The sequence below is a fragment of the Arthrobacter sp. UKPF54-2 genome (genome assembly GCF_007858535.1).
Classification (GTDB): Bacteria; Actinomycetota; Actinomycetes; order Actinomycetales; family Micrococcaceae; genus Arthrobacter.
The window spans coordinates 3,204,093-3,229,480 of the sequence record NZ_CP040174.1; the positions used below are offsets into that span (position 1 = coordinate 3,204,093).

A 25,388-nucleotide genomic window follows, 5' to 3' on the forward strand; every position below is an offset into this window, starting at 1 on the left:
CAACGATCCGGCACCCATGTCTCAATGAGGAGTAATACGTGAGCCAAGCCAGCAGCGCCCAGCCGGCCACCGGACGAAGGAACACCGTCCGCGACGTCGTTTTCGTCGACGGCGTCCGCACCCCGTTCGGCCGCGCCGGCGAGAAGGGCATTTACGCCGGAACCCGTGCCGATGACCTGGTGGTCAAATGCATCCGCGAACTCATGCGCCGCAACCCGTCCCTGCCGGCGGAGCGGATCGACGAGGTGGCCATTGCCGCCACCACCCAGACCGGCGACCAGGGCCTGACCATCGGCCGCACCGCGACCCTGCTGGCCGGGCTGCCGCGAACCGTTCCCGGGTTTGCCATCGACCGGATGTGCGCCGGCGCCATGACCGCGGTTACGACGACGGCGAGCGGAATCGGCTTCGGCGCGTACGACGTCGTCATCGCCGGCGGCGTCGAACACATGGGCAACCACCCGATGGGCGCGGGCGCGGACCCCAACCCGCGCTTTATGTCCGAACGGATCGTGGACCCCGCCGCCCTGAACATGGGCAACACCGCGGAAAACCTGCACGACCGCTTCCCCGCCATCACCAAGGAGCGCACGGACGCCTACGCCGTAGCCTCCCAGGACAAGCTGGCGGCCGCCTACGCCAAGGAGCAGATCCAGCCGGACCTGGTCCCGGTAGCCACCATGAAGCCCGGCCGGGGCTGGACCGTCAACACCGTCGATGAGCCGCCGCGCCCGGGCACCTCGGTGGAGGACCTCGCCGCCCTGCGCACCCCGTTCCGCGCGCACGGCCGCGTCACCGCCGGCAACGCCGCCGGCCTCAACGACGGCGCCACCGCTGCGCTCCTGGCCTCGGCCGACGCCGCCGAGGAGCTCGGCCTGCCGGTCAAGATGCGCCTGGTCAGCTACGCCTTCGCCGGCGTCGAACCCGAGGTCATGGGCATCGGCCCGGTCCCGGCCACAGAGAAGGCGCTCAAAAACGCCGGGCTCGGCATCGGGGACATCGGCCTGTTCGAAATCAACGAGGCCTTCGCCGTCCAGGTGCTCAGCTTCCTGGACCACTTCGGCATCGCCGACGACGACCCCCGGGTCAACCGCTACGGCGGCGCGATCGCCGTCGGCCACCCGCTGGCCTCCTCCGGCGTCCGGCTGATGAACCAGCTGGCCCGGCAGTTCGAGGAGGACCCCAGCGTCCGCTTTGGCATGACCACCATGTGCATTGGCCTGGGCATGGGCGCCACGGTCATCTGGGAAAACCCGCACCACGCCGATTACGGCACCGACTACACCACCACCGAGACTGGAGCCGCAGCATGAGCGCCGCCGATTTCCGCAAACTCGCCGAACTGTTCCCGGGCGAGACCGTGACCCACTCCTACGTTCAGGACATCCAGCTGCCCGCCGTCAACGGCACCAGCCCCGGCACCTTCGCGCTGGTGACGCTGGACAACGGCCTGGACCACTCCAAGCCCACCACCCTGGGACCGAACACCCTGATCGAGCTCGGCACCGTGCTGGAGGGGCAGCGGGAGCGTGCCGCGCGCGGGGAGATCGTCGGCGTCGGCGTCACCGGTAAGCCCTACTTCCTGGTCGCAGGGGCGGACCTGTCCACGGTCAAGTCCGTCAGCGGCCGGGAGCAGGGCCTCTGGATGGCCCAGCTCGGCCATGACGTCTACGCCACCCTGGCAAACCTCGGTGTCCCCAGCTTCGCGTTCATCAACGGCCTGGCCCTGGGCGGCGGGCTGGAGATCGCCCTGCAGTCCACGTACCGCACCGTCTCCACCGGGGCCGGCGCGCTGGCCCTCCCGGAGGCGTTCATCGGGCTGATCCCTGGCTGGGGCGGGGTCTACATCCTGCCGCGGCTGATCGGGCCCGAGCACGCCGTCCAGGTGATGATCGAGAACCCGCTGAGCAACAACCGCACCCTGACCGGCCCGCAGGCCTACGACCTCGGCGTCGCGGACGCCATCTTCGAGCCCGCCGACTTCGTCGAGCAGTCTGTCGCCTGGGCCGCCCGGGTGATCGCCGGCGCCGAGACCCCGGCACGGGCCAACGCCGTCGACGCTTCCGCGCCGGACGTCGCAGAGCGCTGGGCGGCCGCCGTGGCCGCCGGCCGCGCCTTCGTCGAGGCCAAGACTTCCAACGCCTCCCCTGCCCCGGCCAAGGTGCTGGACGTGCTGGAAGCCAACCGGACCCTGACCCAGGCAGAGTCGGCGGAGCTCGAATGCCAGACCCTCGCGGACCTGATGCAGACCGACGAGTTCCGCTCCACCGTGTACGCCTTCCTGGACCTGGTCCAGCGCCGCTCCAAGCGCCCCGCGGGCGCCCCGGACCGCAAGCTCGCGCGCCCGGTCACGAAGATCGGCGTCGTCGGCGCCGGCCTGATGGCCAGCCAGCTCGCACTGCTGTTCGCCCGCCAACTCAAGGTGCCGGTGGTCATGACCGACATCGACCAGGCCCGGGTGGACAAGGGCGTGGACTACGTGCACGCCGAGGTGGACAGGCTGCTGGCGAAGAAGCGGATCAGCCCGGACGCCGCCAACCGGACCAAGGCCCTGGTCAGCGGCTCGGTGTCCAAGGAGGCCTTCGCGGACGCGGACTTCGTGATCGAGGCCGTGTTCGAGGAGCTCAACGTCAAAAAGCAGGTGTTCAAGGAGGTTGAGGCGATCGTCTCGCCCGAATGCATCCTGGCGACCAACACCTCCTCGCTGTCCGTCACCGCGATGGCCGAGGACCTGCAGAACCCCGAGCGCCTGGTCGGTTTCCACTTCTTCAACCCGGTGGCCGTGATGCCGCTGCTGGAGATCGTCCGGGCGCCGAAGACCGACGACGCCGTGCTGGCGACCGCCTTCGAACTGGCCAAGGGCCTGAAGAAGTCCGCGGTGCTGGTCAAGGACGCCGCCGCGTTTGTGGTGAACCGGCTCCTGCTGCGCCTGATGGGCGAGGTCATCGCCGCTTTTGACGAGGGCACACCCGCCGAGGTGGCGGACAACGCGCTGCGCCCGATGGGCCTGCCGATGACGCCGTTCACCCTCGGCGCCATGGTGGGGCTGCCGGTCGCGCAGCACGTTCAGGAATCCCTGCACGCCGCCTTCGGGGACCGCTTCACGGTGTCGAAGAACCTGCAGGTGCTGATTGACAACGGCATCAAGTCGCTCTGGGACCCGGCCTCCGTCAAGGCCGGCAAGCCCGAGATCCCGGCCGAAACCCTGGCACTGTTGTCCTTCGGCGATTCGCCGTCGACCGCCGAGGAAGTGCTGCGCCGCACGCAGGACGCCCTCGCCGAGGAAATCGGCCTGATGCTGGCCGAAGGGGTGGTGGCCGGGCCGGAGGACATTGACCTCTGCATGATCCTCGGCGCCGGCTGGCCGATGTTCCTTGGCGGCATCACCCCGTACCTGGACCGGGTGGGCGCCTCCGAGCGGGTCAACGGCAAGAAGTTCCTGGCACCGGGCGTGGCCTCCGAGCCGGCCGCCTGAGCCGCCGGCTTCCCTGCGGAGCGCCGCCGTCCCCGCCGAAAGGCAGGGGCCGTCACGGATCTCCGTGACCTCCGTGCCGGTGCCCTGCACGTGGACATGGGCCGCCTCAATATCCGCCGTGTTGAGGTGGAAGGCGGGGACGCGGAACACCGCGTCCGCCGAATAGATCTTGCTGTCCAGCACCAGCCCCGCGCCCCGCATCGGCAGCACATACAAGTGCCCGAAGAGGATGTCACCGTCCGCCGGGATGCCCAATAACGAGCAGTACCAGTCCCGGGCCTCGGCGATGTCCTTGACCGGCACGAACACCGTGCCGATCTCCGGGGTTATGGGGTTCATCAACGGTTCCTCCTGGTCACTCATGCCTGCCCGGGTGCGGGAAAACTCCAAGGAACATAACGCGCCGGGCGGTATTTGGCCCGCAACCGGCGCGTGTCAGACTTCCCGCAGGCTCCCGCCGTCGAGCGCGAGTACGCGGTGGGCGCCGGCGCGGGCGTAGGCGAGGTCGTGGGTGACCATGACGACGCCGGCGCCGCGCGCCGCCGCGGCGGCAACGGCATCGGCGAGGTGTTCGAGGCCGTGCCGGTCCAGTCCCACGGTGGGCTCATCCAGGGCCAGGATGGCCGGCCGGCGGGCGAGCACCGTGGCCAGGGCCAGCAGCCGCTGCCGGGAGGAGGGCAGCTCGGCCGGGTGGTCCTGAGCCGCACCGGAAAGCCCGACGGCGGCCAGCGCTTCGAGTGCCCGCCCGGGCGCCTCCGCGCCCGCCAGGCGGCGCAGGCCGAAGCCGACCTCCCGCAGCGCCGTCCGTTCAAAGAGCTGCTCGCGCGGCTGCTGGAACAGCAGGCCGACCGAGGCGGCGGTGCGGCCCGCCGGGGTCCGGCCGATGCTTCGTCCCAGCACCCGCACCTCGCCGGCGTGCGGCCGGATCAGCCCGTTGAAGTGACGCAAAAGCGTCGATTTGCCGGCGCCGTTGGGGCCGGTGATCGCGACAATTTCTCCCGGACGGACGGTGAGGTCCAGGTTCCGCAGCAGGCCGCCGGTCCGGTAGCCGAAGCCGATTCCCTGCAGTTCAAGGACCGGCGCCGCGGCGTCTGCCGGGGCCGGGGGCACTGTCCGCCGCGCTGCGTCGGCGGCGCTCTCCGGCACGACGCCGGTGTCCCGCAGGCGGGGGCCTGCCGCCAGTTCGGCGGGTGCGCCTTCCGCCGTCGCCGTGCCGCCCTCCAGTACCAGCCAGTGCCCGGCGCGCCGGGCCAGGGAATCCGCGGACTGGCTCAACAGCACGACGGCGGTGCCGGCGTCGACCAGCTGCTCCACCAGCGTTAGGAGCCGGCTGGCGCCGGCAGCGTCGAGGGAGGCCAGCGGTTCGTCGAGGACCAGCACCTCCGGTTCGGCGATGACCGCGCACCCGACCGCCAGCCGGCGCAGCTCGCCGCCGGAAAGCTCGGCCGGATTCCGCTCGAGCAATCCGGACAGCCCCGTCAGTTCCGCGGTCCGGGCCACCCGCCGGAGCATCTCCAGGCGTGGCACGGCCCGGTTCTCGAGGCCAAAGGCGAGTTCCTCGGCGACAGTGGAGCGCACCGTGGAGAGCATGGTGGCGGCATCCTGGGGCACGTAGCCCACCCGGCCGGACCAGGCCGCCGGGTTGATCCGGGGGTCGCCGCTGGCGCCGGCGAACTCCAGCACGTCCGCGCCAAGCGCCAGGCTGCCGCGCAGGACTCCGGAGTGGCCGGCCCGCAGCCAGCCGGCGAGGACCTTTCCGAGCGTGGTCTTGCCGCTGCCGGAGCCACCCAGCACGGCGGTCAGGGAACCGGGCTGCACGGAGAGCCGCACGTCCCGCAGCGCTTCCCGGTTGTCACCGTGGAAGCTGAAGCTGTCGATCCGCGCGGCGGCCGCCGGCAGCGCAGCGGTCGCGCGTCTTGCCCCGTTCACGCCGGCCCCGTCACGCCGGCACCGCCGCCGGCCAGGCCGTGACGAGCCGCAGCACAACGGCGGCCGCGGCGAGCAGGAGCGCCGCGGCCCTGAAGATCCGCTGCCTTGGCGGGTCCTCCAGCTGCCGGTAGCTGGTCCGCGGGCCAGGTCCGCCGAAACCGCGCGCCTCGAGGGCCTGCGCCCGGACCCCGGCGTCCTCGATCAGGCCCAGCACCAGCGGCACCGCCTGCAGCCGGGCCGCGGCCAGCCGGGTCAGCAGTCCGCGCCGGACCACGAGCCCGCGCGCCTCCTGGGCGTGCCGGATCCGTTCCAGCCGGCCGGCCATGGCCGGGACTAGGGTGAGCGTGGAGGCGAGGACAAAGCTGAATTGCGGCGGGATCCGCCGCGAGGCCAGTGCTGCCAGGAGATCCGGGACGCTGACGGTGAAGGAGAACAGCAGGAGCACCAGGACGGACGCGGCCGTCCGAGAGGCCAGCTCAAGGGCGAAGCCGAGACCCTCGGCGGTTACCCGGGCCGGACCCCACTGCGCCAGCACCGTGTGCCCTTCCGGGAAGAACAATCCGTGCAGCACCAGCAGGGACAGGCAAAGCGGCGCCAGGATGACCCCGGCCGCCGCCAGCACCCGCATCCCCGCGCCCGCGCGTACGGCGAGCAGCGCGGCGGCCAGAGCCACCGCGAGGGACAGCGGCCAGCTGCCGGCCGCCGTCGTGATGACCGCGGCGCAGCCGGCCGCCGTCAGGGCCGTCAGCGGGTGCAGGCGCATGGTCCTAGGCGGTGGGGACCGCCGGGGCTTTGCCGGCGAGCACCCGGAAACGGCGGACGAAGGGGAACTGGAAGGTGGTGCGGCGCGGCAGGGCGTAGGCCAGCAGGGCGGCGATCGTGAAGACGATGGCCTTGTCCATCGGGTCCGAGATGAGGGCCTGCTTGGTGATCGCGGCCAGCAGGGTGTCGCCCATGGCGCGGAAGGCGCTGACGACGGCGCCGGTGCCCAGGCCGGCGGTTCCGCCGTAGACGAAGGCCGCGATCGGGGCGGAGACGACGCCGGCCAGGATGCCGGTGAGGAAGCCGGCCACCGGGGCGAGGTAGAAGCGGCGGAACAGGCCGCCGCGGGCGGCGAGTCCGGCGAGGAATCCGATCAGGGCCGCGCCGGCGGCGAAGGGCAGCACGGTGGGGTTGAAGAAGGACCAGACGATGCTGCCGAGTACTCCGGTGGCGGCGCCGGCGGGCGGGCCGGCCAGGACGGCGATCAGGACCGTGCCGATCGCGTCGAGGTAGAACGGCAGGCCGGTGCTGCCCATCAGCTGGCCGAGGACCACGTTGAGCACGATCGCCACCGGCATGAGGACCAGGGTGGAGGTGGGGAGTACGGGCAGTACGGCGATGAGCAGCAGCACCGCGCCGAGCAGGAATCCGCCGAGGGCGACGAGGGCGGAGAAGCTGGCCAGGCCGTCGGCGAGCTCGACCGGCTGGGTGAGGACCAGGAAGATGTAGGTGGCGGCGATGGCCGCGGCGCCTGCGGTCTCGAGCAGCCGGCGGCGGCGCAGGGCTGTTCCGGGCCGGGCGTCGGCGTCGGGGAGGGTCAGGGACTGCTGTGACATGGGAAGGGTCCTTCGGCGTGGGTTTGGAACATCCGCCTCATGTCACCTCGGCGCAGCTTACATCCTAGCGGTCCAGCGACCGGGCCAGGGCGCCCACCGAGGAAATGAGTTCGTCGAAGCACTGCTCGGGATCGTTGCCGGTGACAATCCTGGCGTTCGGCGGCAGGCCCCAGAGTCCGCGGAAGTCGGCCACGGTGGTGCCAACCAGCAGCGGTGAGACGGTTTCGACGTCGACCGTGGCCAGCCGGGTGCTGAACGCCGTGCGACCGACGGCGGCGCACGCGGCGAAGGCGTCATGCATGTGGGCCACGTAGCCCTGGTCGTAGTGCCGGTGGAACTCCATGTAGAACCGGATCGCATCGGACAGGCACGCGACCAGCGGGTTGCCTGAGCCGCTGCGCTGCCCTTCGGGCTGGTCAGGGAGCACCAGTTCGGGGGCGGCGGCCCCGGCAGCCTCGCCCAGCCTGCGTAGGTGTTCGGGCAGCATCTCGATCCGCTCCGTCGTTTCCAAGGCACAGACCACCGGCAGTTTGTCCTCGGGCAGCCCGCGGTAGGCCTCGAAGACCTCCTTGGCGGCGTGCGGGTCCACCGACGTGTTCCACTCCGCTGTCGGCGTGGTGTTGCCCTGGTAGTAGAAGCTGCCACCCATGATGACGAGTCCCTTGAGCAGCCGCGGCAGCTCAGGTTCGCGGCGCAGGGCGAGGGCGAAGTTGGTCAGCGGCCCGGTGATCAGCCCGGTGATCTCCCCCGGATGCGCCCGGACCTCCTCCACCCAGACGTCGACGGCGTGCCGCTGGGAGATCTGCTGGGCGGGGGCGGGCAGCTCGGCGTAGCCGATCCCCTGCGGCCCGTGGGTCTCTTCGGTGGTGACCAGCGGGATTTCAAGCGGGACCTCGGCGCCAACAGCCACCTCGATCCCCTGCCGGCCGCACAGCTCCAGCAGCGACAGGCTGTTCACCGCCACCTGGCGTGCCCCGACGTTGCCCGCGGTGCACGTGATGGCCTGCAGGTGGACCTCCGGCCGGGACAGCAGATAGACGATGGCCAGGGCGTCGTCGATGCCGGTATCGACATCCATCAGGATCAGGTGTTCGGCGTCCGGGGCGCCGGGTGTTTCCGAGCTCAGAAGAGTGCGACCTTCGGCGTACGCGGAAAGATCTCGTCCAGTTCGGCGAGCTCCTTGGCGTCCGGCACCCAGGCGACGGCCTCGGCGTTCTGCCGGACCTGTTCGGGCCGGGTGGCGCCCGCGATCACGCTGCTGACCGAGGGCTGGGCGGCGAGCCAGGAGAAGGCCACCTGGATCTCGGTCAGGCCCCGATCGGCGGCAAAGGCGGAGAACGCACCCAGCTGCTTCCAGTCGGCGTCCTGGACCAGGTTGGTGCGGGTGTGGCTCAGGCGCGATCCCTCCGGCGCCTGGCCCGCGGAGTATTTGCCGGTGAGCAGGCCGTTGGCCAGCGGGAAGTAGGGCAGCACGCCCAGGCCGTAGGCTTCGGCGGCCGGGGTGACCTCCAGCTCGGCGCGGCGGTCCAGCAGGTTGTAGTGGTTCTGGCTGGAGATGAAGCGTTCGCCGCCTTGGGCGCGGGCCACGAACTCGGCCTCGGCGATCTGCCAGCCGGCCCGGTTGGAGTGGCCGATGTAGCGGACCTTGCCGCTGGTCACAAGCTCATCAAGCGCCGCGAGGGTCTCGTCGATGGGCGTCAGCGGGTCCGGGGTGTGGAACTGGTACAGGTCGATCCAGTCGGTTCCGAGCCGGCGCAGGGAGGCCTCGGCGGCCTTGATGATGTAGCGGCGGGATCCCCGGGCGCCGAAGTCGTTGCCGTTGGTCCCGCGCATGTCCATGCCGAACTTGGTGCCGATCACGGCGTCGCCGCGGCGGGACCCGAGCGCCTTGCCGAGCATGGTTTCGCTGAGGCCGGGCTCCCGGCCGTAGGCGTCGGCGACGTCGAAGAAGGTGATGCCGGTGTCCAGGGCCGCATGCACGACGGCGTCGGTGCCCTCCTGCGTCTCGGTGGCGGTATTAGCCCGGCCCAGGTTGTTGCAGCCAAGTCCCACGACAGAGACAGTCAGTCCGGAATTTCCTACGCGGCGGTATTCAGTCATGGGATTCAGCCTATAACGGCCGACGGCGGCACCGCGGCAGCGTGGCGCCAAGGCCGTGCGGACCGCCCCGGCACCCCTACCCTGCAGGCAGTTCAAGTCCGCGTTCGTCCAGGGCATCCTCAAGCTGGGCCAGGGTCCGCGGGCAGACGCCCGGCATCCCGGCCAGCCGGCGCCGGCCAAGCCGCACGAGGTGTTCGAGCGTTTCCACGCCCGCGTGCGCGAGGGACTTCCGGGCCGGGGCCGCCAGTCCGGCGGGAAGTGGAGTGCTGCCGGGTCGAGGGGTTTTTCGCGTCATTGCGTTGCCTTCCTGTCGCTTGCCCCCAAAACTGGTGTGAGCCGTGTCCGGCTCCCTGCAGGTACTCTCCAGGCCCCGTGCCTAGAGCGTGAAGCTGTTGGCCGGTTTGGCCGAGTGCTTCAGTTTGAAGTCCGTCCCGCCGAACGGAGCGGCGCCGATGCTGAGCTTGGTGAAGTCCAGGTCCTCGCCGCGGATGCAGACCTTGATCGCGTTGACCGTCTTGTTGACCTCCGGGGTAAGGCAGAAGATGTTGAGCTTGGCGTCGGAGAATTCGGAGCGGTCCACCACGCCGAGCCCGCGCCACGCCAGGTGGCTGATCAGGGCGTCCTTGGCCTTCTCCTCGAGGTAGCGGTCGCGGCTGGTGCCGTCCTTGGTCTTGAGCGCGTACTGCGCCACCACCCAGAACTGCTCCTCATCCGGAATCTCGGCGTAGCCGTCCTCGGTGCACTGCGCGGCGAAGGCTTCCATCAGGCCCTCCCCCGCGGCCGCGTCGGCGGCTTCGGTCTCCTCGGTGGTGCTCTGGTGCCCCACGACACCGTGGTTCATCACGAACTCGTGGTACTCCTCGTCAATCCAGGCTTCCCTGAAGTGCAGGACTCCCTCGTCGTCGCGCTTGTAAACCCGGATAATGCCGCTCATGGCTGTCCCTTCGTAAACCGTCCGCGGCGGGTGCCGGCGAAGGGTGGTTGTGGTGCCTTGACGGCGTGGTCGTTCCGGTCCAACGTCGGGACTCTCACAGGATCGGCAGGCTGCCGGTGCTGGGGTGCGCCTGACCGGGCAGCGGCCGCGCGAACGGCACCTTGGTCCCGAGGACCTGGGCGACGACGTCGTGGGTGATCTGCTGGGCGGTCAGTCCGACGCGCTCCAGCACCTGGCTGCGGCTCCCGTGGTCCAGGAACTCCACCGGGAGGCCCACCTCGTTGAGCGCGGTGTCCACCCCGGCGGCCCGCATTTCCTGCCGGATCCGGGAGCCGACGCCGCCGGCCCGGACGCCGTCCTCGATGCAGATGACGAGGCGGTGGTGCGAGGCGAGGGCGATCACGGACTTCGGGACCGGCAGGACCCAGCGCGGGTCCACCACCGTGGAGCTGATGCCCTGGGCGCCGAGGCGGTTGGAGACGTCGAGGGCGAGTTCGGACATCGCGCCGACGCTGACGATCAGGACGTCGTTGTCGCTGGACCCGGCGGGCCGCCGGGCCAGCACGTCGACGCCGTCGCTGAGCCGTTCGAGTGCTTCCACTTCGGCCCCGACGGTTCCCTTGGAGTAGCGGATCACGGTGGGGGCGTCCTCGACGGCGACCGCCTCGCGCAGTTCCTCGCGCAGCCGGGTGGCGTCGCGCGGCGCGGCCAGGTGCAGGCCGGGAACGATCTGCACCATGGCCATATCCCACATGCCGTGGTGGCTGGCGCCGTCGGGCCCGGTGACCCCGGCCCGGTCCAGCACCACGGTCACACCGGCCTTGTGCAGCGCGACGTCCATCAGCAGCTGGTCGAAGGCACGGTTCAGGAAGGTGGCATAGACCGCCACCACAGGGTGCAGGCCGCCGAAAGCCATGCCCGCAGCGGAGGTGAGGGCGTGCTGCTCGGCGATGCCGACGTCGAACACCCTGTCCGGGTGGCGGGCAGCGAACTTGTGCAGCCCGACCGGGATCAGCATGGCTCCGGTGATGCCGACGATGTCCTTGCGCTCGTCCGCGATGTCGGCGATCTCATCGGCGAACACCGAGGTCCAGGACTTCGCGCCGCCGGCCTCGGTGGGCTCGCCGGTTTCCGGGTCGATGATCCCGACGGCGTGGAACTGGTCCGCCTCATGGGCGCGGGCCGGCGCGTAGCCGTGGCCCTTCTCGGTCATGGCGTGGACGATCACCGGGCCGGCGTAGTTCCTGGCTGTGGACAGTGCGTGCTCCATGGCCTGGAGGTTGTGGCCGTCCACCGGGCCGATGTACTTCATGCCCAGGTCCTCGAACATGCCCTGCGGCGCCCACCAGTCCTTGATGCCCTTTTTCATGGCGTGCAGGCTCTTGTAGGTGAACTGTCCCACCGGGCCGCCGCTCTGCAGCCGCTTCTTCCACCAGTCGAGGGCGCCTTCGTAGGCGGGCGCGGCGCGGAGCGAATCGATGGTGGGGCGCAGCGAGGCGAGGTAGTCGGCGACACCGCCGACGGTCGGGGCGTAGGAGCGGCCGTTGTCGTTGACCACGATCACCACGCGGCGCTTCTTGTCCGCGGCGATGTTGTTGATGGCCTCCCAGGCCATCCCGCCGGTCAGGGCGCCGTCGCCGACGACGGCGATCACGTACCGGTCGCCGTCGCCGGTGAGCCGGCGGGCGCGGGAAATCCCGTCGGCCCAGGACAGCGAGGAGGAAGCGTGCGAGCTTTCGACGATGTCGTGCTCGGATTCGCCGCGGTCCGGGTAGCCGGAGAGCCCGCCCTGCTGCCGGAGCGTGCTGAAATCCTGGCGGCCGGTAAGGAGCTTATGCACGTACGACTGGTGGCCGGTGTCGAAGACGATGCTGTCGCGGGGGGAATCGAAGATCCGGTGCACCGCGATGGTCAGTTCAACGACGCCGAGGTTCGGCCCGAGGTGGCCTCCCGTCTGGGAAACGTTGCCGATCAGGAACTCCCTGACCTCGGCTGCCAGCTGTTCCAGCTGCGCCTCGGACAACTTGCTCAGGTCCTGCGGACTCCGGATGGTCTCCAAGATTCCCAACGGCCCCTCCTTGCGGGTAGTAGACATGCCTTTTAACTCTAACGCCTTCGGACCGGGCCGGGTGCCGGAAACGGGGAAAGCCCCGGTCCGTCGGTGACGGGCCGGGGCTTTCCCGTGGTGCTGCCGGTCGGGGCCTAGTTGGCCGAGATCTGGCGCAGCACGTACTGCAGGATGCCGCCGTTGCGGTAGTAGTCGGCTTCACCCGGGGTGTCGATGCGCAGGACCGCGTCGAACGAGGTGGTGGAGCCGTCTTCGGCCGTGGCAGTGACCTTGAGGGTCTTCGGCGTGGTGCCTTCGTTGAGGGCGGTGACACCCTCAACGGCGAAGGTTTCCGTGCCGGTCAGGCCCAGGCTGGCGGCGTTCTGGCCGGCCGGGTACTGCAGCGGCAGGACGCCCATGCCGATCAGGTTGGAGCGGTGGATGCGCTCGTAGCTTTCCGCGATGACAGCCTTGACACCCAGCAGTGCGGTGCCCTTGGCGGCCCAGTCACGGGACGAGCCGGAGCCGTACTCCTTGCCGGCCAGGACAACCAGCGGGGTGCCGGCGGCCTGGTAGTTCTGCGCGGCGTCGTAGACATAGGCCTGCGGGCCGTCGGCCTGGGTGAAGTCGCGGGTGAAGCCGCCCTCGACGCCTTCCAGGAGCTGGTTCTTGATCCGGATGTTGGCGAAGGTGCCGCGGATCATGACTTCGTGGTTGCCACGGCGTGAGCCGTAGGAGTTGAAGTCCTTGCGCTCCACACCGTTGGCCAGCAGGTACTGGCCGGCCGGGGTGTCGGACTTGAAGGAACCGGCCGGGGAGATGTGGTCCGTGGTGACGGAATCGCCGAGCTTGAGCAGCACACGCGCCCCGGTGATGTCCTGCACGGGCTCCGGCTGCGCCTGCATGCCCTCGAAGTACGGGGGCTTCCGGACGTAGGTGGACTTCTCGTCCCAGGCGAACGTGTCGCCGGCCGGGGTGTCGAGTGCCTTCCAGCGCTCGTCGCCCTCGAAGACACCCTCGTAGCCGCGGGCGAACATGCCCTTGTCAATCGAGGAGTCGATGACCTGCTGGACCTCTACCGGGTTCGGCCAGATGTCCTTCAGGAAGACGTCGTTGCCAGCCTCGTCCTGGCCCAGCGCGTCGTTTTCGAAGTCGAAGTCCATGGTGCCGGCCAGGGCGTACGCGATGACCAGCGGCGGGGAGGCCAGGTAGTTCATCTTGACGTCCGGGTTGATCCGGCCTTCGAAGTTGCGGTTGCCGGAGAGCACGGCCGTGACGGAAAGGTCGTTGGCCTGGATGGCCTCGGAGATTTCGGCGTCGAGCGGGCCGGAGTTGCCGATGCAGGTCGCGCAGCCGTAACCGACGATGTAGAAGCCGAGCTTCTCCAGGTACGGGGTCAGTCCCGACTTGTTGTAGTAGTCGGTGACAACCTTGGACCCGGGGGCCACGGAGGTCTTGACCCACGGCTTGGAGGTCAGGCCCTTGTCCACGGCGTTGCGGGCCAGCAGGGCTGCGGCGAGCATCACGGACGGGTTGGACGTGTTGGTGCAGGAGGTGATCGAGGCGATCGACACCGCGCCGTGGTCCAGTTCGAACTCGCGGCCGTCGGCGGTCTTGACCGCGACGGTCTTGGACGGGCGGCCGTTGGACTTCGGGCCGTGCGCGTGCGGCGCCTGGTCGGTGAGGTGCGTGCCGGAGGCGGTGAAGGACGGGGCGTCCGACGCCGGGAAGCTCTCGTCGATCGCTTCGTCCAGGCTGCCGTCGGCGAGGTCTTCCTTCACGTAGTTGCGCAGGTCCTCGCGGAACTGGGCCTTCGATTCGGTGAGGATGATGCGGTCCTGCGGGCGCTTCGGGCCGGAGATCGACGGGACAACGGTCGAGAGGTCCAGCTCGAGGTACTCGGAGAACTTGATCTCGCGGGAAGGGTCGTGCCAGAGGCCCTGTTCCTTCGCGTAGGACTCCACGAGGGCAACGTTCTCGTCGGACCGGCCGGTGAGGCGCAGGTAGTCGAGGGTGACGTCGTCGATCGGGAACATCGCGGCGGTGGAGCCGAATTCGGGGCTCATGTTGCCGATGGTGGCGCGGTTGGCCAGCGGCACGGCCGCGACGCCTTCGCCGTAGAATTCCACGAACTTGCCGACCACACCGTGCTGGCGCAGCTGCTCGGTGATGGTGAGCACAACGTCGGTGGCGGTGGCGCCGGCCGGGATGGACCCGGTCAGCTTGAAGCCCACGACGCGCGGGATCAGCATGGAGACGGGCTGGCCGAGCATGGCAGCTTCGGCTTCGATGCCGCCGACGCCCCAGCCGAGCACGCCCAGGCCGTTGACCATGGTGGTGTGCGAGTCGGTGCCGACGCAGGTGTCCGGGTAGGCCCGGAGCACGCCGTCAACTTCACGGGTCATGACGGTGCGGGCCAGGTATTCGATGTTGACCTGGTGCACGATGCCGGTTCCCGGCGGGACGACCTTGAAGTCGTCGAACGCGGTCTGGCCCCAGCGAAGGAACTGGTACCGCTCGCCGTTGCGCTGGTACTCGATCTCCATGTTGCGCTCCAGTGCGCCGGAGTTGCCGAAGGCGTCGATCTGCACGGAGTGGTCGATGACCATTTCCGCCGGTGCCAGCGGGTTGACCCGCTTGGGGTCGCCGCCGAGTTCCTTGACGGCCTCACGCATGGTGGCGAGGTCAACAACGCAGGGCACGCCAGTGAAGTCCTGCATGATCACGCGCGCCGGCGTGAACTGGATTTCAGTGTCGGGCTCGGCGTTGGGATCCCAACCGGCCAGTGCGCGGACGTGATCGGCCGTGATGTTGGCGCCGTCCTCGGTCCTCAACAGGTTTTCAAGCAATACCTTGAGGCTGAACGGAAGGTTTTCTGCACCTTCAACGGAGTTCAACCGGAAAATTTCGTATTCGGTACCGGCTACATTAAGTTTGCCTTTTGAACCGAAGCTGTCCACAATGCTCATCGCAGGACTCCTCTCGCAACAGTTTCATCTTTGTCGCGCCGCAGACCCCTTGCTAGTTAGGCCAGCCTAACTAAGACATGAGTGATGATTTCTCAACAGTGATTTCTCAAAAGTGACTGCAATGCGCGATGTCGGACTACTCCGCCCATCCTAGTGGCCTCAGCCCCGGGGAGTCAGTAACGCCACAGTCTCCAGGTGGTGGGTGTGCGGGTACAGGTCGAAGGCGCGCAGTCCCGCCAGGGCCCAGCCGGCCTGCTGGAAGTACCCCACGTCCCGCGCGAACGACGCCGGATCGCAGGAGACATACGCGATGGCGCGGGGCTGGGACGCCACCAGCTGGTTCACGACCGCCTTGCCGGCACCGGCCCGGGGCGGGTCCAGGAGCAGGGCGTCGAAGCTGCGGGGCTGCTGCCGCAGCACGCGTTCGACCTTGCCCTGGATGATGTCGACCTGGGGCGCGCCGTGCAGGTTCTTCCGCGCATCCCGGCTGGTGCCCGGCGCCCCTTCCACGGACAGCACGGACCCGGTGACGCCGACGGCGTCGGCCAGCGGCGCGGTGAAGAGCCCGGCGCCGGCGTAGAGGTCCGCCACCACCGACCCGGCGGCAAGGTAGCCGCCCTCGTGCAGGAAGCCGGTGACGGCCCCCACCAGCGTCTCCGGGGCGTCGCGGTGGATCTGCCAGAACCCGTCGCCGGTGACACGGTACTCGTGCCCGGCTGCGGTTTCCTGCACCCAGGTGCGGCCGCGCAACTGCGTCACGGCGCCCGTGCCGGGGTCAACGGCCGCCACCGAAACATCATCCGGCAGCTGGGCCGCAATGGCGCCGAGCCGCTTGGCCCGGGTTCCGGCGGACGGGACCAGGAGCACCAGCGGCCGGGAGCCGTTGGCCGGGGCTGCGACCTCCACCCGCTCGATGCCCTGCAGGTCGATGTCCCAGAGTTTGAGGGCGTTGATTGCTTCGACGGCCAGCGGCATCTCGCGGACCGGGAACACGGCGTCGGAGCGGTGCGCGTGCATGCCCAGCTTCCCCCCGGTCGTCACGGCGAAGCCCGCCCGGGTCCGCCAGGCCAGGCCGGTGCCGGCGGCGCCGGCCGCCTCCCCCACCGCTTCGACCGGAACGGAAAGTTCGACGCCGGCGAGCCGGTGCAGTTGATCGGCCAGGACCTCGGCTTTGAGGCTGCGCTGGCGCTCCAGCGCGACGTGCCCCAGCTCGGCGCCGCCGACCGGCGGGTGGCCGTGGGACCAGGCCCGCTGCGCGTCGGCCGCGTGCCAGAAGTGCTCCACCCGGTCCGGTGAGGGCTCCAGCACCTCGACGACGTCGGCACGCCAGAACTTGGCGGATTCGCCGTCGTCGGTCAACCGGATCCGGACCTTTTCGCCGGGGATGCCGTGCCGGACGAAGATCACCCGGCCCTCGTGCCGGGCCACGCAGTGGCCGCCGTGGGCGACCGGGCCGACGTCGACAATCAGCTCGGTGCGGGCGGGGGTCCGGGTGTCGGTGCTCATTGGATGTCCTGCAGTTTCTTGGCTTCTTCGGAGGATTTCAGCTGCCATGGCACGCTGGCGACCATGACGCCGGGCTCGAAGTGCAGCCGGGTCTTGATCCGCAGCGCCGTCTGGTTGTGCACCAGCTGCTCCCACCACTTGCCCACGACGTATTCGGGGATGTACACGACGATCAGGTCCCGCGGGGAGTCGCGGCGCATGTTCTTGATGTACTCCATGATCGGCGTGACGGTCTCACGGAACGGGCTCGCCAGTACCGTTAGCGGCACCGGGATCTCCAGTTTCTCCCAGTCCGCGAGGGTCTGTTCCGTCTCCTCCGGGCTGATGTCCACCGTGATGGCGTCCAGCCGGGAGGGCCGTGAGGCGCGGGCGTAGGCCAGCGCCCGGAGGACGGGTTTGCGGACGTGCGAGACGAGCAGCACGGCGTGCACCCGGGTGGGAAGAGCGCGCGGCGAGGAGTCCTCATCGACGGCGAGCTCCTTGGCCACGTTGTCGTAGTGCGCCCGGATGCTCCACATGATCAGGAAGAGGATGAACATGGCCAGCAGGGCGATCCAGGCACCCTGTTCGAACTTCGTGATCAGCACAATCACCAGGACCAGGCCGGTCATGCCGAAGCCGATCGTGTTGATGGTGCGGGACTTGAGCATCCGCAGCTTCGTGGCGGCGTCCTTGGCGAGCTTCAGCTCGCGGCCCCAGTGCCTGATCATGCCGAGCTGGCTCAGGGTGAAGGAAATGAAGACGCCCACGATGTAGAGCTGGATGAGCTTGGTGACATCCGCGTCGAAGGAGATGATCAGCACCAGCGCGCCGGCGGCCAGCGCCAGCACACCGTTGCTGAACGCGAGCCGGTCGCCGCGGGTGCGGAGCTGGCGCGGCAGGTAGCCGTCCTGGGCGAGGATCGAGCCGAGGACCGGGAAGCCGTTGAAGGCGGTGTTGGAGGCGAACACCAGGATCACGCCGGTGGCGGCGACCACAATGTAGAACGGGATCGAGCCGGCGCCGAAGACGGTCTGGGCGATCTGGCTGATCGCCGGGTTCTGGATGTAGTCCTCGGGCAGCGGCTTGCCGTCCAGCAGGAACTCCTTGGCCGGGTCCAGCACAATGTGCACCTTGGTGGCGTTGGCCAGGTAGATGATGCCGGCCAGCATGGAGGCCGCGATCACGCCGAGCAGCAGCAGCGTGGTGGCCGCGTTCTTGCTCTTGGGTTTCTGGAAGTTCGGCACACCGTTGCTGATCGCCTCGACGCCGGTCAGGGCGGCGGCGCCCGAGGAGAACGCCCGGAGCAGCAGGAACGCGCCCGCCAGGCCCACCATCCCCTCGTCGAAGCCGGCGGCCGGGACGATCTCGAACGCGGCCGACGGCGCCTGGCCCAGCTGGCCGGTGGCGGCCTGGAACATGCCGACGGCGGTCATGCCGAGGATCGAGAACATAAAGATGTAGGTCGGTACCGCGAAGACCGTGCCGGCTTCGCGGATGCCGCGCAGGTTCACCAGGGCCAGGATGACGACGCCGATCGTGGCGATCGCGGCTTGCTGTCCGTGCAGCGAGGGCACGGCAGTGGTGAGGTAGGCCGCGGCCGAGGACATCGACACCGCGACGGTGAGGACGTAGTCAACCAGCAGGGCCGAGGCGACGGTGAGGCCGGCGTACTTGCCCAGGTTTTCGTTGGCGATCTCGTAGTCGCCGCCGCCGGAGGGGTAGGCGTGGACGTTCTGGCGGTACGAGGCCACCACGGTCAGCAGCACCACCATCACGGCCAGGCCCACCCAGGGCGAGAAGGCCACGGCGCTGACGCCGGCCAGGGCCAGGGTCAGCAGGATTTCGTCCGGTGCGTACGCCACCGAGGAGAGCGCATCGGAGGCGAAAATGGGGAGCGCGATCCGCTTGGGCAGCAGGGTGTGGGCCAGACGGTCGTTCCGGAAGGGCCTGCCTACCAGCACCCGTTTCACGGCATTGAAAATTGTCAGCACCAGACAAAGCTAGTCTGATTCGGGTCCGATGTCATGACGGCGGAGCCCGCTCACCAGCGGCCCGCGGCCCGCGCCGGTCAACAAGGGCTGCGGGTCCGCTCCGGCCGGTACAGTTTTACGCAGCAGCAAACCGCAGCAGCACAAGAGAGAACGCTTGAGGAGGCACGTGTGGCGCACTTCGTGATCATGGGTTGTGGCCGTGTTGGGGCGACCCTGGCGCACACACTGGAGGACGCCGGCCATTCGGTCGCGATCATCGACCAGGACGACCGCGCTTTCCGCCGGCTGCGGACCGGCTTTTCCGGCCGCAAGGTCACCGGCGTCGGCTTTGACCGGGAAACGCTCAAGCAGGCCGGCGTCGAGGAGGCCTACGCCTTCGCCGCCGTGTCCAGCGGTGACAATTCCAACATCCTGGCCACCCGGGTGGCCCGCGAAACGTTCCACGTCCCGCACGTCGTGGCGCGGATCTACGACCCGGGCCGCGCGGAGATCTACCAGCGGCTCGGCATCCCCACGGTCGCCGCGGTGCGCTGGAGCGCGGACCAGGTGCTGCGCCGCATCCTGCCCGAGCAGCACCTCGCCGGCGACTTCCGCGACCCGTCCGGCCGGCTGGTGCTCGCCGAGGTGGACGTGGACGCCGGCTGGATCGGCCACCCGCTCTCCGCGATCGAAAAGGCCGCCGACATCCGCATCGCCTATCTCACCCGCTTCGGCGAGGGCATCCTCCCCGGACCCGGAACCCTGTACCAGGACGGCGACACCGTCCACGCCATGCTAAGCGTGGACCGCACCTCCGAGGTCGCCCACATTCTTGCCAAATCCCCCGCCAAGGAGTCCTAAGTGAAAGTCGTCATCGTCGGGGCGGGCAGCGTCGGTTCCTCGATCGCCCGTGAACTGCTGGCCCACAAACACGAAATCCTGCTGATCGACCTCAAGCCGGAGGTGATCGGCCGCAGCGGGCTGCGCGGCGCGCACTGGCTGGTTGGCGACGCCTGTGAACTCAGCACGCTCAAGGACGCCCGGCTGGAGGACGCCGACGTCGTGGTGTCCGCGACCGGCGACGACAAGGTGAACCTGGTGGTGTCGCTGCTGGCCAAGACCGAATTCGGCGTCGGCCGGACCGTGGGCCGGGTCAACAACCCGAAGAACGACTGGATGTTCGACGACTCCTGGGGCGTCGACGTCGCGGTCAACACCCCGCAACTGATGACCGCGCTGGTGGAGGAAGCCGTGGAAATCGGCGACCTGGTCCGGCTGCTGACCCTGCAGACCGGGGTGTCCTCGCTGGTGGAGTTCACGGTGCCGCACGACTCCCACGTGATCGGCCTGACCGTGGGTGATATCGACTGGCCCGAGGACGCCACCCTGGTGGCGATCCTGCGCGACCAGGCGCCGATCACGCCCAGCCGTGACGATGTGATTGACGGCGGCGACGAGCTGTTCTTCGTCACCACGATCGCCGCGGAGGACGGGCTGCGCGGCCTGCTCTCCGCTCCGGAGTCCGACGTCGACACCGCCGGGGAGCCGTCCGGTGCGGGCCAGCACCCGGCCGCCGTCGAACCGCACGGCCGCGAGACCCAGCCCGCCGGCGACGACGGCTTCGAGGGCTGATCCGCCCAAACAGCCCGCAGTTGGTGCCGCGTCCAGGGCTGGAAACGGCAACAGCTGCGGGTCAGCTGGGTTCGACCGGCTCCTCGGCGGGGGCCGGCGCGGGGCGGGTGAGCAGCCAGGCCACCCACATGCCCAGGATGTACAGCGGTGCGCCCATCAGCAGGCGGGTGGTGGCGAGGCCGGCGAGGCCCTGCTCCCCCATGAAATACAGCGGGACCTGGACGAGCAGGCGGAGGACCAGCACCGAGATGATCACCCAGGTGCCGATGCGGTACGCCTTGACCCTGGCCGGGTGCTTGCGCCAGTCCAGGCCTTCGTTCCGGATGAACCCGAAAAGGAGCCCGGCGAACGGCCACCGCACCGCGATCGAGATGGACATCGCGACGATGTACCCGAGGTTGGTGAAGAACCCGAGCACGTAGAAGTCCTCGGCTTTGCCGGTGGAATTCGCCAGCCAGGCCGAGAGCCCGACGCCGACAATGCCGGCCAGCGCCTGCGTCAGCGGTTTGCGCTGGAGAAGCCGCGCGACGGTGAACGCCGCGGCCACGGCCAGCGCGGCGACGAGGGCCAGCGGAAGGTCGCGGGCGACGGTGAATGCGACCAGGAACACCAGCCCGGGCAGGATGCTCTCGGCGATGCCCTGGACGCCGCCGGCGCTCTTGAGCACGTCAATGTTGCCGTTGCCGGAGCGGTGCAGGCCTGCCTTGGCCGCATAGCCTTCGGCGAGCTGGGCCACGGTGGGCTGCTGGTCTTCGGGGGTGCTCATTGCTCCTCCTGGCGGGAGAGAATTTCGTAGCGCGGATTGAACATGGTGGGCAGCCCGTCACGCACCGTGACCATCCCCTCGAGCCGGAGCTCCAGGCCGGCCTTGACGCCGGGGATCCGGCGGCGGCCCAGCCAGATCACGCGGAGCCGGTCCGCGGCGACGGCGGGTCCCTTGCGCCGGACCCCGGCCTGGCCTGACGGCCCGGCCTGCCCGGCCGCTCGGACGGCTGCGGGGCGGGCCTTGGGCGGCGGGGCGTCATGGTCGGTGATGATGGCGGTGAAGGCGGCCACCTCGCCGGCCGGGGCATACGTCACGGACTCGATGAAGCCGCGGCACAGCACGCGGCCGCGCTCCGGGAGCCCCCGCACCGGGACGGCGGCGGCTGGTTCCTTGCCGGAGGCATCAACCAATCTGGGTAATCTCCGGTCCGCGCTCGGGCTGGTCAAACTCGGGGGCACCCTGCGGCGCCGCGGCGCCGGAGTCGCGCGGCAGGCGGAGCTGCAGCAGGTCGCGCGGGGGCATCGGGTTCTCGCCGCGCACCACAACAATCTGGCGGAAGAGGTCCTCGAGTCCGGCGGCGGCGTTGCGGTCCAGCGCGGCTTCCCCGCCGAGGACGCCGCGGAGGAACCAGCGGGGGCCGTCGACGCCGATGAACCGGGCCACGCGGTAGCCCTCGCTGCCGTCGCCGGCAGGCAGCTTCGCGACGAGTTCAATGCCGAAGTGGCCCTCGATCTCGTCGACCTGGCCGCCCTGGCTGCCCACGGACTGGCCGATCTGCTCGCGGATTTCGTCCCAGAGGCCCTCGGAGCGGGGCGCTGCGAAAGCCTGCAGCTGCAGGCTGGAGCCTTCCAGGTCCATGGTCACGGCGACGACGCGCTGGGTGGCTTCCTCGACTTCCAGCCGGAGCTGCAGTCCTTCGCGCGGGGCAATCAGCAGGGCGCCGAGGTCCACGTAGCCGTCCTGGTTGTCGATTTCCGAGGCGTCATACGGGCCGGACCCGCGGACGGCGCCGTCCGTGGCCCCGGCGGGTGCACCGGCGTCCACAGCGTCGGCCTCCCGGGTCTCGCCGGTGTCCGTCAACTGCTCCTGCTTGGCTTTCCTGCCACGCCCAAAAACCATGGGGTTGTCTCCTTAGTTGTGATCCTGCGCGAAGTTCCTGTCCCCGCGCGGGGAACAGCTGTGTGAAACGGCCGGGGTTCAGGCCCCGGGGGCGCCGAATCCGCCGGTGGAGCCGAAGCCGCCGTCACCGCGGACGGACTCGCTGAGTTCCTGGACGGGCACGAAGTCGGCGTACTCCACACGCTGGATGACCATTTGTGCAATTCTATCGCCGCGGCGCAGTTCAATCGCCTGCTCGCGGTCGGTATTCAGCAGTGTCACGGCGATCTCGCCGCGGTACCCCGCGTCCACCGTGCCGGGAGCGTTCACCACGGTCAGTCCGTGCTTGGTGGCGAGGCCGGAGCGCGGGTGGATCAGGGCCACAAAGCCGTCGGGAAGGGCGATGGAGACGCCGGTGGGCACCAGCCGCCGCTCCCCCGGCGCGAGCACAACGTCCTCGCGGGCGCGCAGGTCCGCGCCGGCGTCGCCCGGGTGGGCATACGAGGGCGGCTCCAGGCCGTCGTCGAGCATTTTGAGCTGCACCTTCAGGGTGGGGGCTCCGAACGCGGAAATGCCGCCGGTTGCGGGCCCTGCCGGCGGGGCGGTCACGGCCGTCGTTTCTTCAGTCACAGTTCCCCACTGTAACGCCCGCGGGGAGGAACGGCCTACCGGGCCGCCGCGGCTGCCGCGCGCCGGTCGGCCGCCGCTTGGCCAAGGTGAAAAGGCCCGGAAAAAGTGGAAAGCTGGAGCCATGCCCGAATCCAGCGCCGCCGTGCCTGCCTCCAACACCCCCCACAACGCCACCGTCCTCTTTAGTGAGAAGCTCTGGCCCAGTTTTTGGATCTGGCTGGTGGCGGCGGGACTGGCCGGGGCCGGCATCCTGGTGTTCGCGCCGATCAGCATCGCCGCGGGGATCACGGCCGCCGTGGTGCTCTTCGTTATCCTGGCCGTGCTTTTGGTCCTGTCCACGCCGACGATCTCGGTCACCGCCGGAACCCTGCGCGTCGGGCGGGCCACGATTGACCGGGGCTTCGTTGGCGCCGCCGAGGCCTTCCGCGGGGCGGAGGCGACGGCGGAGCGCGGCACCCGGCTCAACGGCCTGGCGTTTATGTGCATCCGGGGCTGGATCGATCCGGTGGTCCGGATCGAGATCACCGACCCCTCGGACCGCACGCCGTACTGGCTGGCGTCCTCGCGGCACCCGGACCAGCTCGTCGCGGTCCTGAACGGCTAACCCGGGACCAATAAACCCCGCGGCGCTTAGCCCTCGCAGTCCTTGCAGTACTTCAGGCCGTCCTTTTCGCGGGCGATCTGCGAGCGGTGGCGGACGAGGAAGCAGGAGGCACAGGTAAATTCGTCTGCCTGGGCGGGCAGGACCCGGACCAGCAGCTCCTCGCCGGACAAGTCAGCGCCCGGGAGTTCGTAGCCTTCGGCGAGGTCGGTTTCGTCTTCATCGACCACCGCGGAAGGCTTGTCCGTACGCCGCGACTTCAGTTCCTCGATGGAATCCTCGTTGAGGTCTTCTTCAGTCTTGCGCGGCGCATCGTAGTCTGTCGCCATTAGTTGTTGCTCACACTCCGCATTCGTTGGGTTGAGTCGCCGCCTCCGCACCGGCGGGGGCTGGTAGCCCCCGGTCCCGGCCGGGTTCGGTTCACCGATGTCAACGCCGGGCAAGCGCTTTTTGTGCCCGATGTCGGGCCATTTTTACGCGCATCCCCGCCGGAACACCAGAGGCCTGCGGTCCGGGGGCCGCGCGGCCTTCCGCGGGCGCCCCGAATGGGGCGTAAAGTCGCGGAAAATCACGGCGCGCCCGCCCTCCTAACCGGAATAGCTGCCTATCGGTGGCAGAGTTTCGAATGTTAGTAATGCCAGGGTGGAGGATTTGTATGCAGGATCTACGGCTTGTAGGCGTCCACGACGACGGGGAGCATCTCCTGTTGAGTGGCACCGGCGGCGAGATGTTCCAGCTGCCGATCGATGAGGCTCTTCGGGCGGCTGCCAGCCGGACGCCGGCGAAGGCCGCTTCCGGTGTGGGCACCGCGCCTATTGCCATGTCCCCCCGCGACATCCAGGCCAGGATCCGCAGCGGCGCCACCGCCGCCGAAGTGGCAGAGCTTTCCGGCATCCCGCTGGCCAAGGTCCAGCGTTACGAGGGTCCCGTGCTGGCCGAGCGCGAGTACGTCGCGCAGCAGGCCCGCAAGATCGAGGTCGCTTCCCCGTCCGCCGGGCACGACAGCTACCGTTCCTTCTTCGGCGACCAGCCCGCAATGCTCGATGACATGGTCACTCACCGGCTCCGCGCCCACGGCGTCGAGCCCTCCACCGTGGAATGGGATTCCTGGCGCCGCCCGGACGGGAGCTGGAACGTGGTGGCCCGCTTCGACGCCCCCTCCGGTGCGCACGCCGCGATCGGCGAAGAGCCGCCGGCCATGTGGACGTTCAGCCCGGCGCGGAAGTCGCTGCAGAACGCCAACCGCTGGGCCCAGCAGCTCAGTGAACTCGAACCGATCGACGGCCCGGTCCCGGCCCGCCGGCTCTCCGCGGTCTCTGACCGCCCCTTTGATTTTGAAACCGACGCCGAAGCCGCGGCACGCACCGCCACCGCGCAGCTCAGTGTGGTGCATCCCTTCACCGGCCCGCAGGAAAAGGACGCCGACGGGCTGCTGGACATGCTGCGGTCACGCCGCGGGCAACGCCTGGGCCTGGACGAGGACGCCGACGACGCCCTGGCGCTGCTGCTGACCAACGGCGTTCCGGCCGCCCACCCCCGCCCCTCCGAGGTCCCGCCGCCGGAAGACACCGGCGACGACGAGGCCGAGGTTCCCGGCGAACCCGCACCGGCCCCGGAGGAACCGGCACCGGCAGCGAAGACGGAACCGCATGCGGTTCCGGATGCCTTCGCCCGGCGCCGGGACGCCCGGCCCTCCATGCTCTCCCGGCTGAGTCTGGCGCCGCGGCACCAGGACACCGACGGCGACGACGCGCTGACGCTGCATGACGGGGTCAGCACCGAAACCCGTGAAATCACGATCGCGGCCTCGCAGCTGCGCCCGGTCCGCACCGGTCCAACGTCCAGCCCCGGGCTGGACGAGCTCCTGGGCGGCGGTCCGTCGCGGCGCGCCCAGGCCGACTCCCCCGCGGCCCACGGCCAGGATTCCACCTCCGGCGAGACGCGCGGCAGCGAGCCGTCCGACGCGACGGCGTCGTCCCGCACCGACCCGGCCCGCGGTGACCGGGAGCCGGAAACACCCGAACGCCAGCCGTCCAAGCCCAAGCGCTCCAGCGTTCCCAGCTGGGATGAAATCGTCTTCGGCACCCGCAGCGACTAAGACTTCCGCCTGGCGCGTCACCGCCCGTCAGGCTGCGGCCGAAACAGAAAACA

The 25,388-nt window shown here is 69.5% G+C and carries 22 protein-coding genes; 6 read left to right on the top strand and 16 right to left on the bottom strand.

Annotation, left to right across the window (positions count from 1 at the left end):
* Window positions 1-38 precede the first annotated feature (38 nt).
* Entirely contained in the window at window positions 39-1,313 is a 1,275-nt protein-coding gene (locus tag E7Y32_RS14795; protein WP_146337785.1) for an acetyl-CoA C-acyltransferase, read from the top strand.
* Entirely contained in the window at window positions 1,310-3,475 is a 2,166-nt protein-coding gene (locus E7Y32_RS14800; protein WP_146337786.1) for a 3-hydroxyacyl-CoA dehydrogenase NAD-binding domain-containing protein, read from the top strand. The genes E7Y32_RS14795 and E7Y32_RS14800 overlap by 4 nt, the downstream gene beginning before the upstream one ends.
* Before the next feature lie 435 nt (window positions 3,476-3,910).
* Here E7Y32_RS14800 and E7Y32_RS14810 read toward each other — a convergent pair whose 3' ends face one another.
* The 11 genes from E7Y32_RS14810 to E7Y32_RS14860 all read right to left on the bottom strand — a co-directional run bounded on the left by E7Y32_RS14810 (window position 3,911) and on the right by E7Y32_RS14860 (window position 18,531).
* Window positions 3,911-5,404: an ABC transporter ATP-binding protein gene (locus E7Y32_RS14810; RefSeq protein ID WP_261382467.1), complete on the bottom strand. Its 1,494-nt coding sequence runs from the start codon at window positions 5,402-5,404 to the stop codon at window positions 3,911-3,913.
* Window positions 5,405-5,414: 10 nt separating this feature from the next.
* On the bottom strand, window positions 5,415-6,167 hold the full coding sequence (locus E7Y32_RS14815) for an energy-coupling factor transporter transmembrane component T (RefSeq protein ID WP_146337787.1): 753 nt from the start codon (window positions 6,165-6,167) through the stop codon (window positions 5,415-5,417).
* A 4-nt stretch (window positions 6,168-6,171) separates the two neighbouring features.
* Entirely contained in the window at window positions 6,172-7,002 is an 831-nt protein-coding gene (locus tag E7Y32_RS14820; RefSeq protein ID WP_146337788.1) for an ECF transporter S component, read from the bottom strand.
* A 64-nt stretch (window positions 7,003-7,066) separates the two neighbouring features.
* Entirely contained in the window at window positions 7,067-8,080 is a 1,014-nt protein-coding gene (locus E7Y32_RS14825; protein ID WP_146337789.1) for a nucleoside hydrolase, read from the bottom strand.
* Between the two features lie 44 nt (window positions 8,081-8,124).
* Complete coding sequence (locus E7Y32_RS14830; RefSeq protein ID WP_146337790.1) at window positions 8,125-9,102, bottom strand: aldo/keto reductase; 978 nt, start codon at window positions 9,100-9,102, stop codon at window positions 8,125-8,127.
* A gap of 76 nt (window positions 9,103-9,178) precedes the next feature.
* Window positions 9,179-9,397: a hypothetical protein gene (locus E7Y32_RS14835; protein WP_146337791.1), complete on the bottom strand. Its 219-nt coding sequence runs from the start codon at window positions 9,395-9,397 to the stop codon at window positions 9,179-9,181.
* An 81-nt stretch (window positions 9,398-9,478) separates the two neighbouring features.
* Window positions 9,479-10,036 carry a hypothetical protein gene (locus E7Y32_RS14840; RefSeq protein WP_146337792.1) on the bottom strand — a complete coding sequence of 186 codons (558 nt, stop codon included), beginning with the start codon at window positions 10,034-10,036 and terminating at the stop codon, window positions 9,479-9,481.
* 94 nt (window positions 10,037-10,130) lie between these two features.
* Window positions 10,131-12,104 (bottom strand): 1-deoxy-D-xylulose-5-phosphate synthase, encoded by a 1,974-nt coding sequence (gene dxs / locus E7Y32_RS14845; protein WP_146337793.1) that lies wholly within the window; start codon window positions 12,102-12,104, stop codon window positions 10,131-10,133.
* Between the two features lie 134 nt (window positions 12,105-12,238).
* Entirely contained in the window at window positions 12,239-15,052 is a 2,814-nt protein-coding gene (locus E7Y32_RS14850; RefSeq protein ID WP_146337794.1) for an aconitate hydratase, read from the bottom strand.
* A 159-nt stretch (window positions 15,053-15,211) separates the two neighbouring features.
* Window positions 15,212-16,558, bottom strand: coding sequence for a class I SAM-dependent RNA methyltransferase (locus E7Y32_RS14855; RefSeq protein ID WP_146337795.1), 1,347 nt, complete (start codon window positions 16,556-16,558; stop codon window positions 15,212-15,214).
* Window positions 16,555-18,531 carry an APC family permease gene (locus tag E7Y32_RS14860; RefSeq protein ID WP_186466997.1) on the bottom strand — a complete coding sequence of 659 codons (1,977 nt, stop codon included), beginning with the start codon at window positions 18,529-18,531 and terminating at the stop codon, window positions 16,555-16,557. Before E7Y32_RS14860 ends, E7Y32_RS14855 begins: the two co-directional genes overlap by 4 nt.
* A 168-nt stretch (window positions 18,532-18,699) precedes the next feature.
* Here E7Y32_RS14860 and E7Y32_RS14865 point away from each other — a divergent pair, with 168 nt between their 5' ends.
* Entirely contained in the window at window positions 18,700-19,371 is a 672-nt protein-coding gene (locus E7Y32_RS14865) for a TrkA family potassium uptake protein (protein ID WP_146337797.1), read from the top strand.
* Window positions 19,372-20,142 (top strand): TrkA family potassium uptake protein, encoded by a 771-nt coding sequence (locus E7Y32_RS14870; protein WP_146337798.1) that lies wholly within the window; start codon window positions 19,372-19,374, stop codon window positions 20,140-20,142.
* Window positions 20,143-20,203: 61 nt separating this feature from the next.
* On the opposite strand, the gene E7Y32_RS14875 is transcribed toward E7Y32_RS14870, so the two are convergent.
* The 4 genes from E7Y32_RS14875 to dut form a co-directional block, all read right to left on the bottom strand.
* The gene (locus E7Y32_RS14875; protein WP_146337799.1) at window positions 20,204-20,908 is read right to left on the bottom strand and encodes a DUF3159 domain-containing protein; all 705 of its coding nucleotides are present in this window, start codon (window positions 20,906-20,908) and stop codon (window positions 20,204-20,206) included.
* Window positions 20,905-21,318 (bottom strand): hypothetical protein, encoded by a 414-nt coding sequence (locus E7Y32_RS14880; RefSeq protein WP_146337800.1) that lies wholly within the window; start codon window positions 21,316-21,318, stop codon window positions 20,905-20,907. Before E7Y32_RS14880 ends, E7Y32_RS14875 begins: the two co-directional genes overlap by 4 nt.
* Window positions 21,311-22,027: a DUF3710 domain-containing protein gene (locus E7Y32_RS14885; RefSeq protein WP_146337801.1), complete on the bottom strand. Its 717-nt coding sequence runs from the start codon at window positions 22,025-22,027 to the stop codon at window positions 21,311-21,313. Before E7Y32_RS14885 ends, E7Y32_RS14880 begins: the two co-directional genes overlap by 8 nt.
* A gap of 78 nt (window positions 22,028-22,105) precedes the next feature.
* The gene (gene dut, locus E7Y32_RS14890) at window positions 22,106-22,636 is read right to left on the bottom strand and encodes a dUTP diphosphatase (protein ID WP_146337802.1); all 531 of its coding nucleotides are present in this window, start codon (window positions 22,634-22,636) and stop codon (window positions 22,106-22,108) included.
* Between the two features lie 121 nt (window positions 22,637-22,757).
* Here dut and E7Y32_RS14895 point away from each other — a divergent pair, with 121 nt between their 5' ends.
* The gene (locus E7Y32_RS14895) at window positions 22,758-23,240 is read left to right on the top strand and encodes a DUF3093 domain-containing protein (RefSeq protein WP_146337803.1); all 483 of its coding nucleotides are present in this window, start codon (window positions 22,758-22,760) and stop codon (window positions 23,238-23,240) included.
* A gap of 26 nt (window positions 23,241-23,266) precedes the next feature.
* On the opposite strand, the gene E7Y32_RS14900 is transcribed toward E7Y32_RS14895, so the two are convergent.
* A complete protein-coding gene (locus E7Y32_RS14900) occupies window positions 23,267-23,566 on the bottom strand; it encodes a DUF4193 domain-containing protein (protein WP_138769577.1) in 300 nt (99 codons plus the stop codon).
* 326 nt (window positions 23,567-23,892) lie between these two features.
* On the opposite strand from E7Y32_RS14900, the gene sepH reads away from it, so the two are divergent.
* Window positions 23,893-25,335: a septation protein SepH gene (gene sepH / locus E7Y32_RS14905; RefSeq protein ID WP_146337804.1), complete on the top strand. Its 1,443-nt coding sequence runs from the start codon at window positions 23,893-23,895 to the stop codon at window positions 25,333-25,335.
* Window positions 25,336-25,388 lie beyond the last annotated feature (53 nt).

Bases quoted from the DNA above. Each gene is read 5' to 3' on its own strand.
- E7Y32_RS14855 (WP_146337795.1), bottom strand. From the start codon at position 16,558: ATGAGCACCGACACCCGGACCCCCGCCCGCACCGAGCTGATTGTCGAC.
- E7Y32_RS14900 (WP_138769577.1), bottom strand. From the start codon at position 23,566: ATGGCGACAGACTACGATGCGCCGCGCAAGACTGAAGAAGACCTCAAC.
- E7Y32_RS14800 (WP_146337786.1), top strand. From the start codon at position 1,310: ATGAGCGCCGCCGATTTCCGCAAACTCGCCGAACTGTTCCCGGGCGAG.
- E7Y32_RS14830 (WP_146337790.1), bottom strand. From the start codon at position 9,102: ATGACTGAATACCGCCGCGTAGGAAATTCCGGACTGACTGTCTCTGTC.
- E7Y32_RS14840 (WP_146337792.1), bottom strand. From the start codon at position 10,036: ATGAGCGGCATTATCCGGGTTTACAAGCGCGACGACGAGGGAGTCCTG.
- E7Y32_RS14835 (WP_146337791.1), bottom strand. From the start codon at position 9,397: ATGACGCGAAAAACCCCTCGACCCGGCAGCACTCCACTTCCCGCCGGA.
- E7Y32_RS14895 (WP_146337803.1), top strand. From the start codon at position 22,758: ATGCCCGAATCCAGCGCCGCCGTGCCTGCCTCCAACACCCCCCACAAC.
- E7Y32_RS14875 (WP_146337799.1), bottom strand. From the start codon at position 20,908: ATGAGCACCCCCGAAGACCAGCAGCCCACCGTGGCCCAGCTCGCCGAA.
- E7Y32_RS14820 (WP_146337788.1), bottom strand. From the start codon at position 7,002: ATGTCACAGCAGTCCCTGACCCTCCCCGACGCCGACGCCCGGCCCGGA.
- sepH (WP_146337804.1), top strand. From the start codon at position 23,893: ATGCAGGATCTACGGCTTGTAGGCGTCCACGACGACGGGGAGCATCTC.
- E7Y32_RS14885 (WP_146337801.1), bottom strand. From the start codon at position 22,027: ATGGTTTTTGGGCGTGGCAGGAAAGCCAAGCAGGAGCAGTTGACGGAC.
- E7Y32_RS14815 (WP_146337787.1), bottom strand. From the start codon at position 6,167: ATGCGCCTGCACCCGCTGACGGCCCTGACGGCGGCCGGCTGCGCCGCG.
- E7Y32_RS14850 (WP_146337794.1), bottom strand. From the start codon at position 15,052: ATGAGCATTGTGGACAGCTTCGGTTCAAAAGGCAAACTTAATGTAGCC.
- E7Y32_RS14825 (WP_146337789.1), bottom strand. From the start codon at position 8,080: ATGGATGTCGATACCGGCATCGACGACGCCCTGGCCATCGTCTATCTG.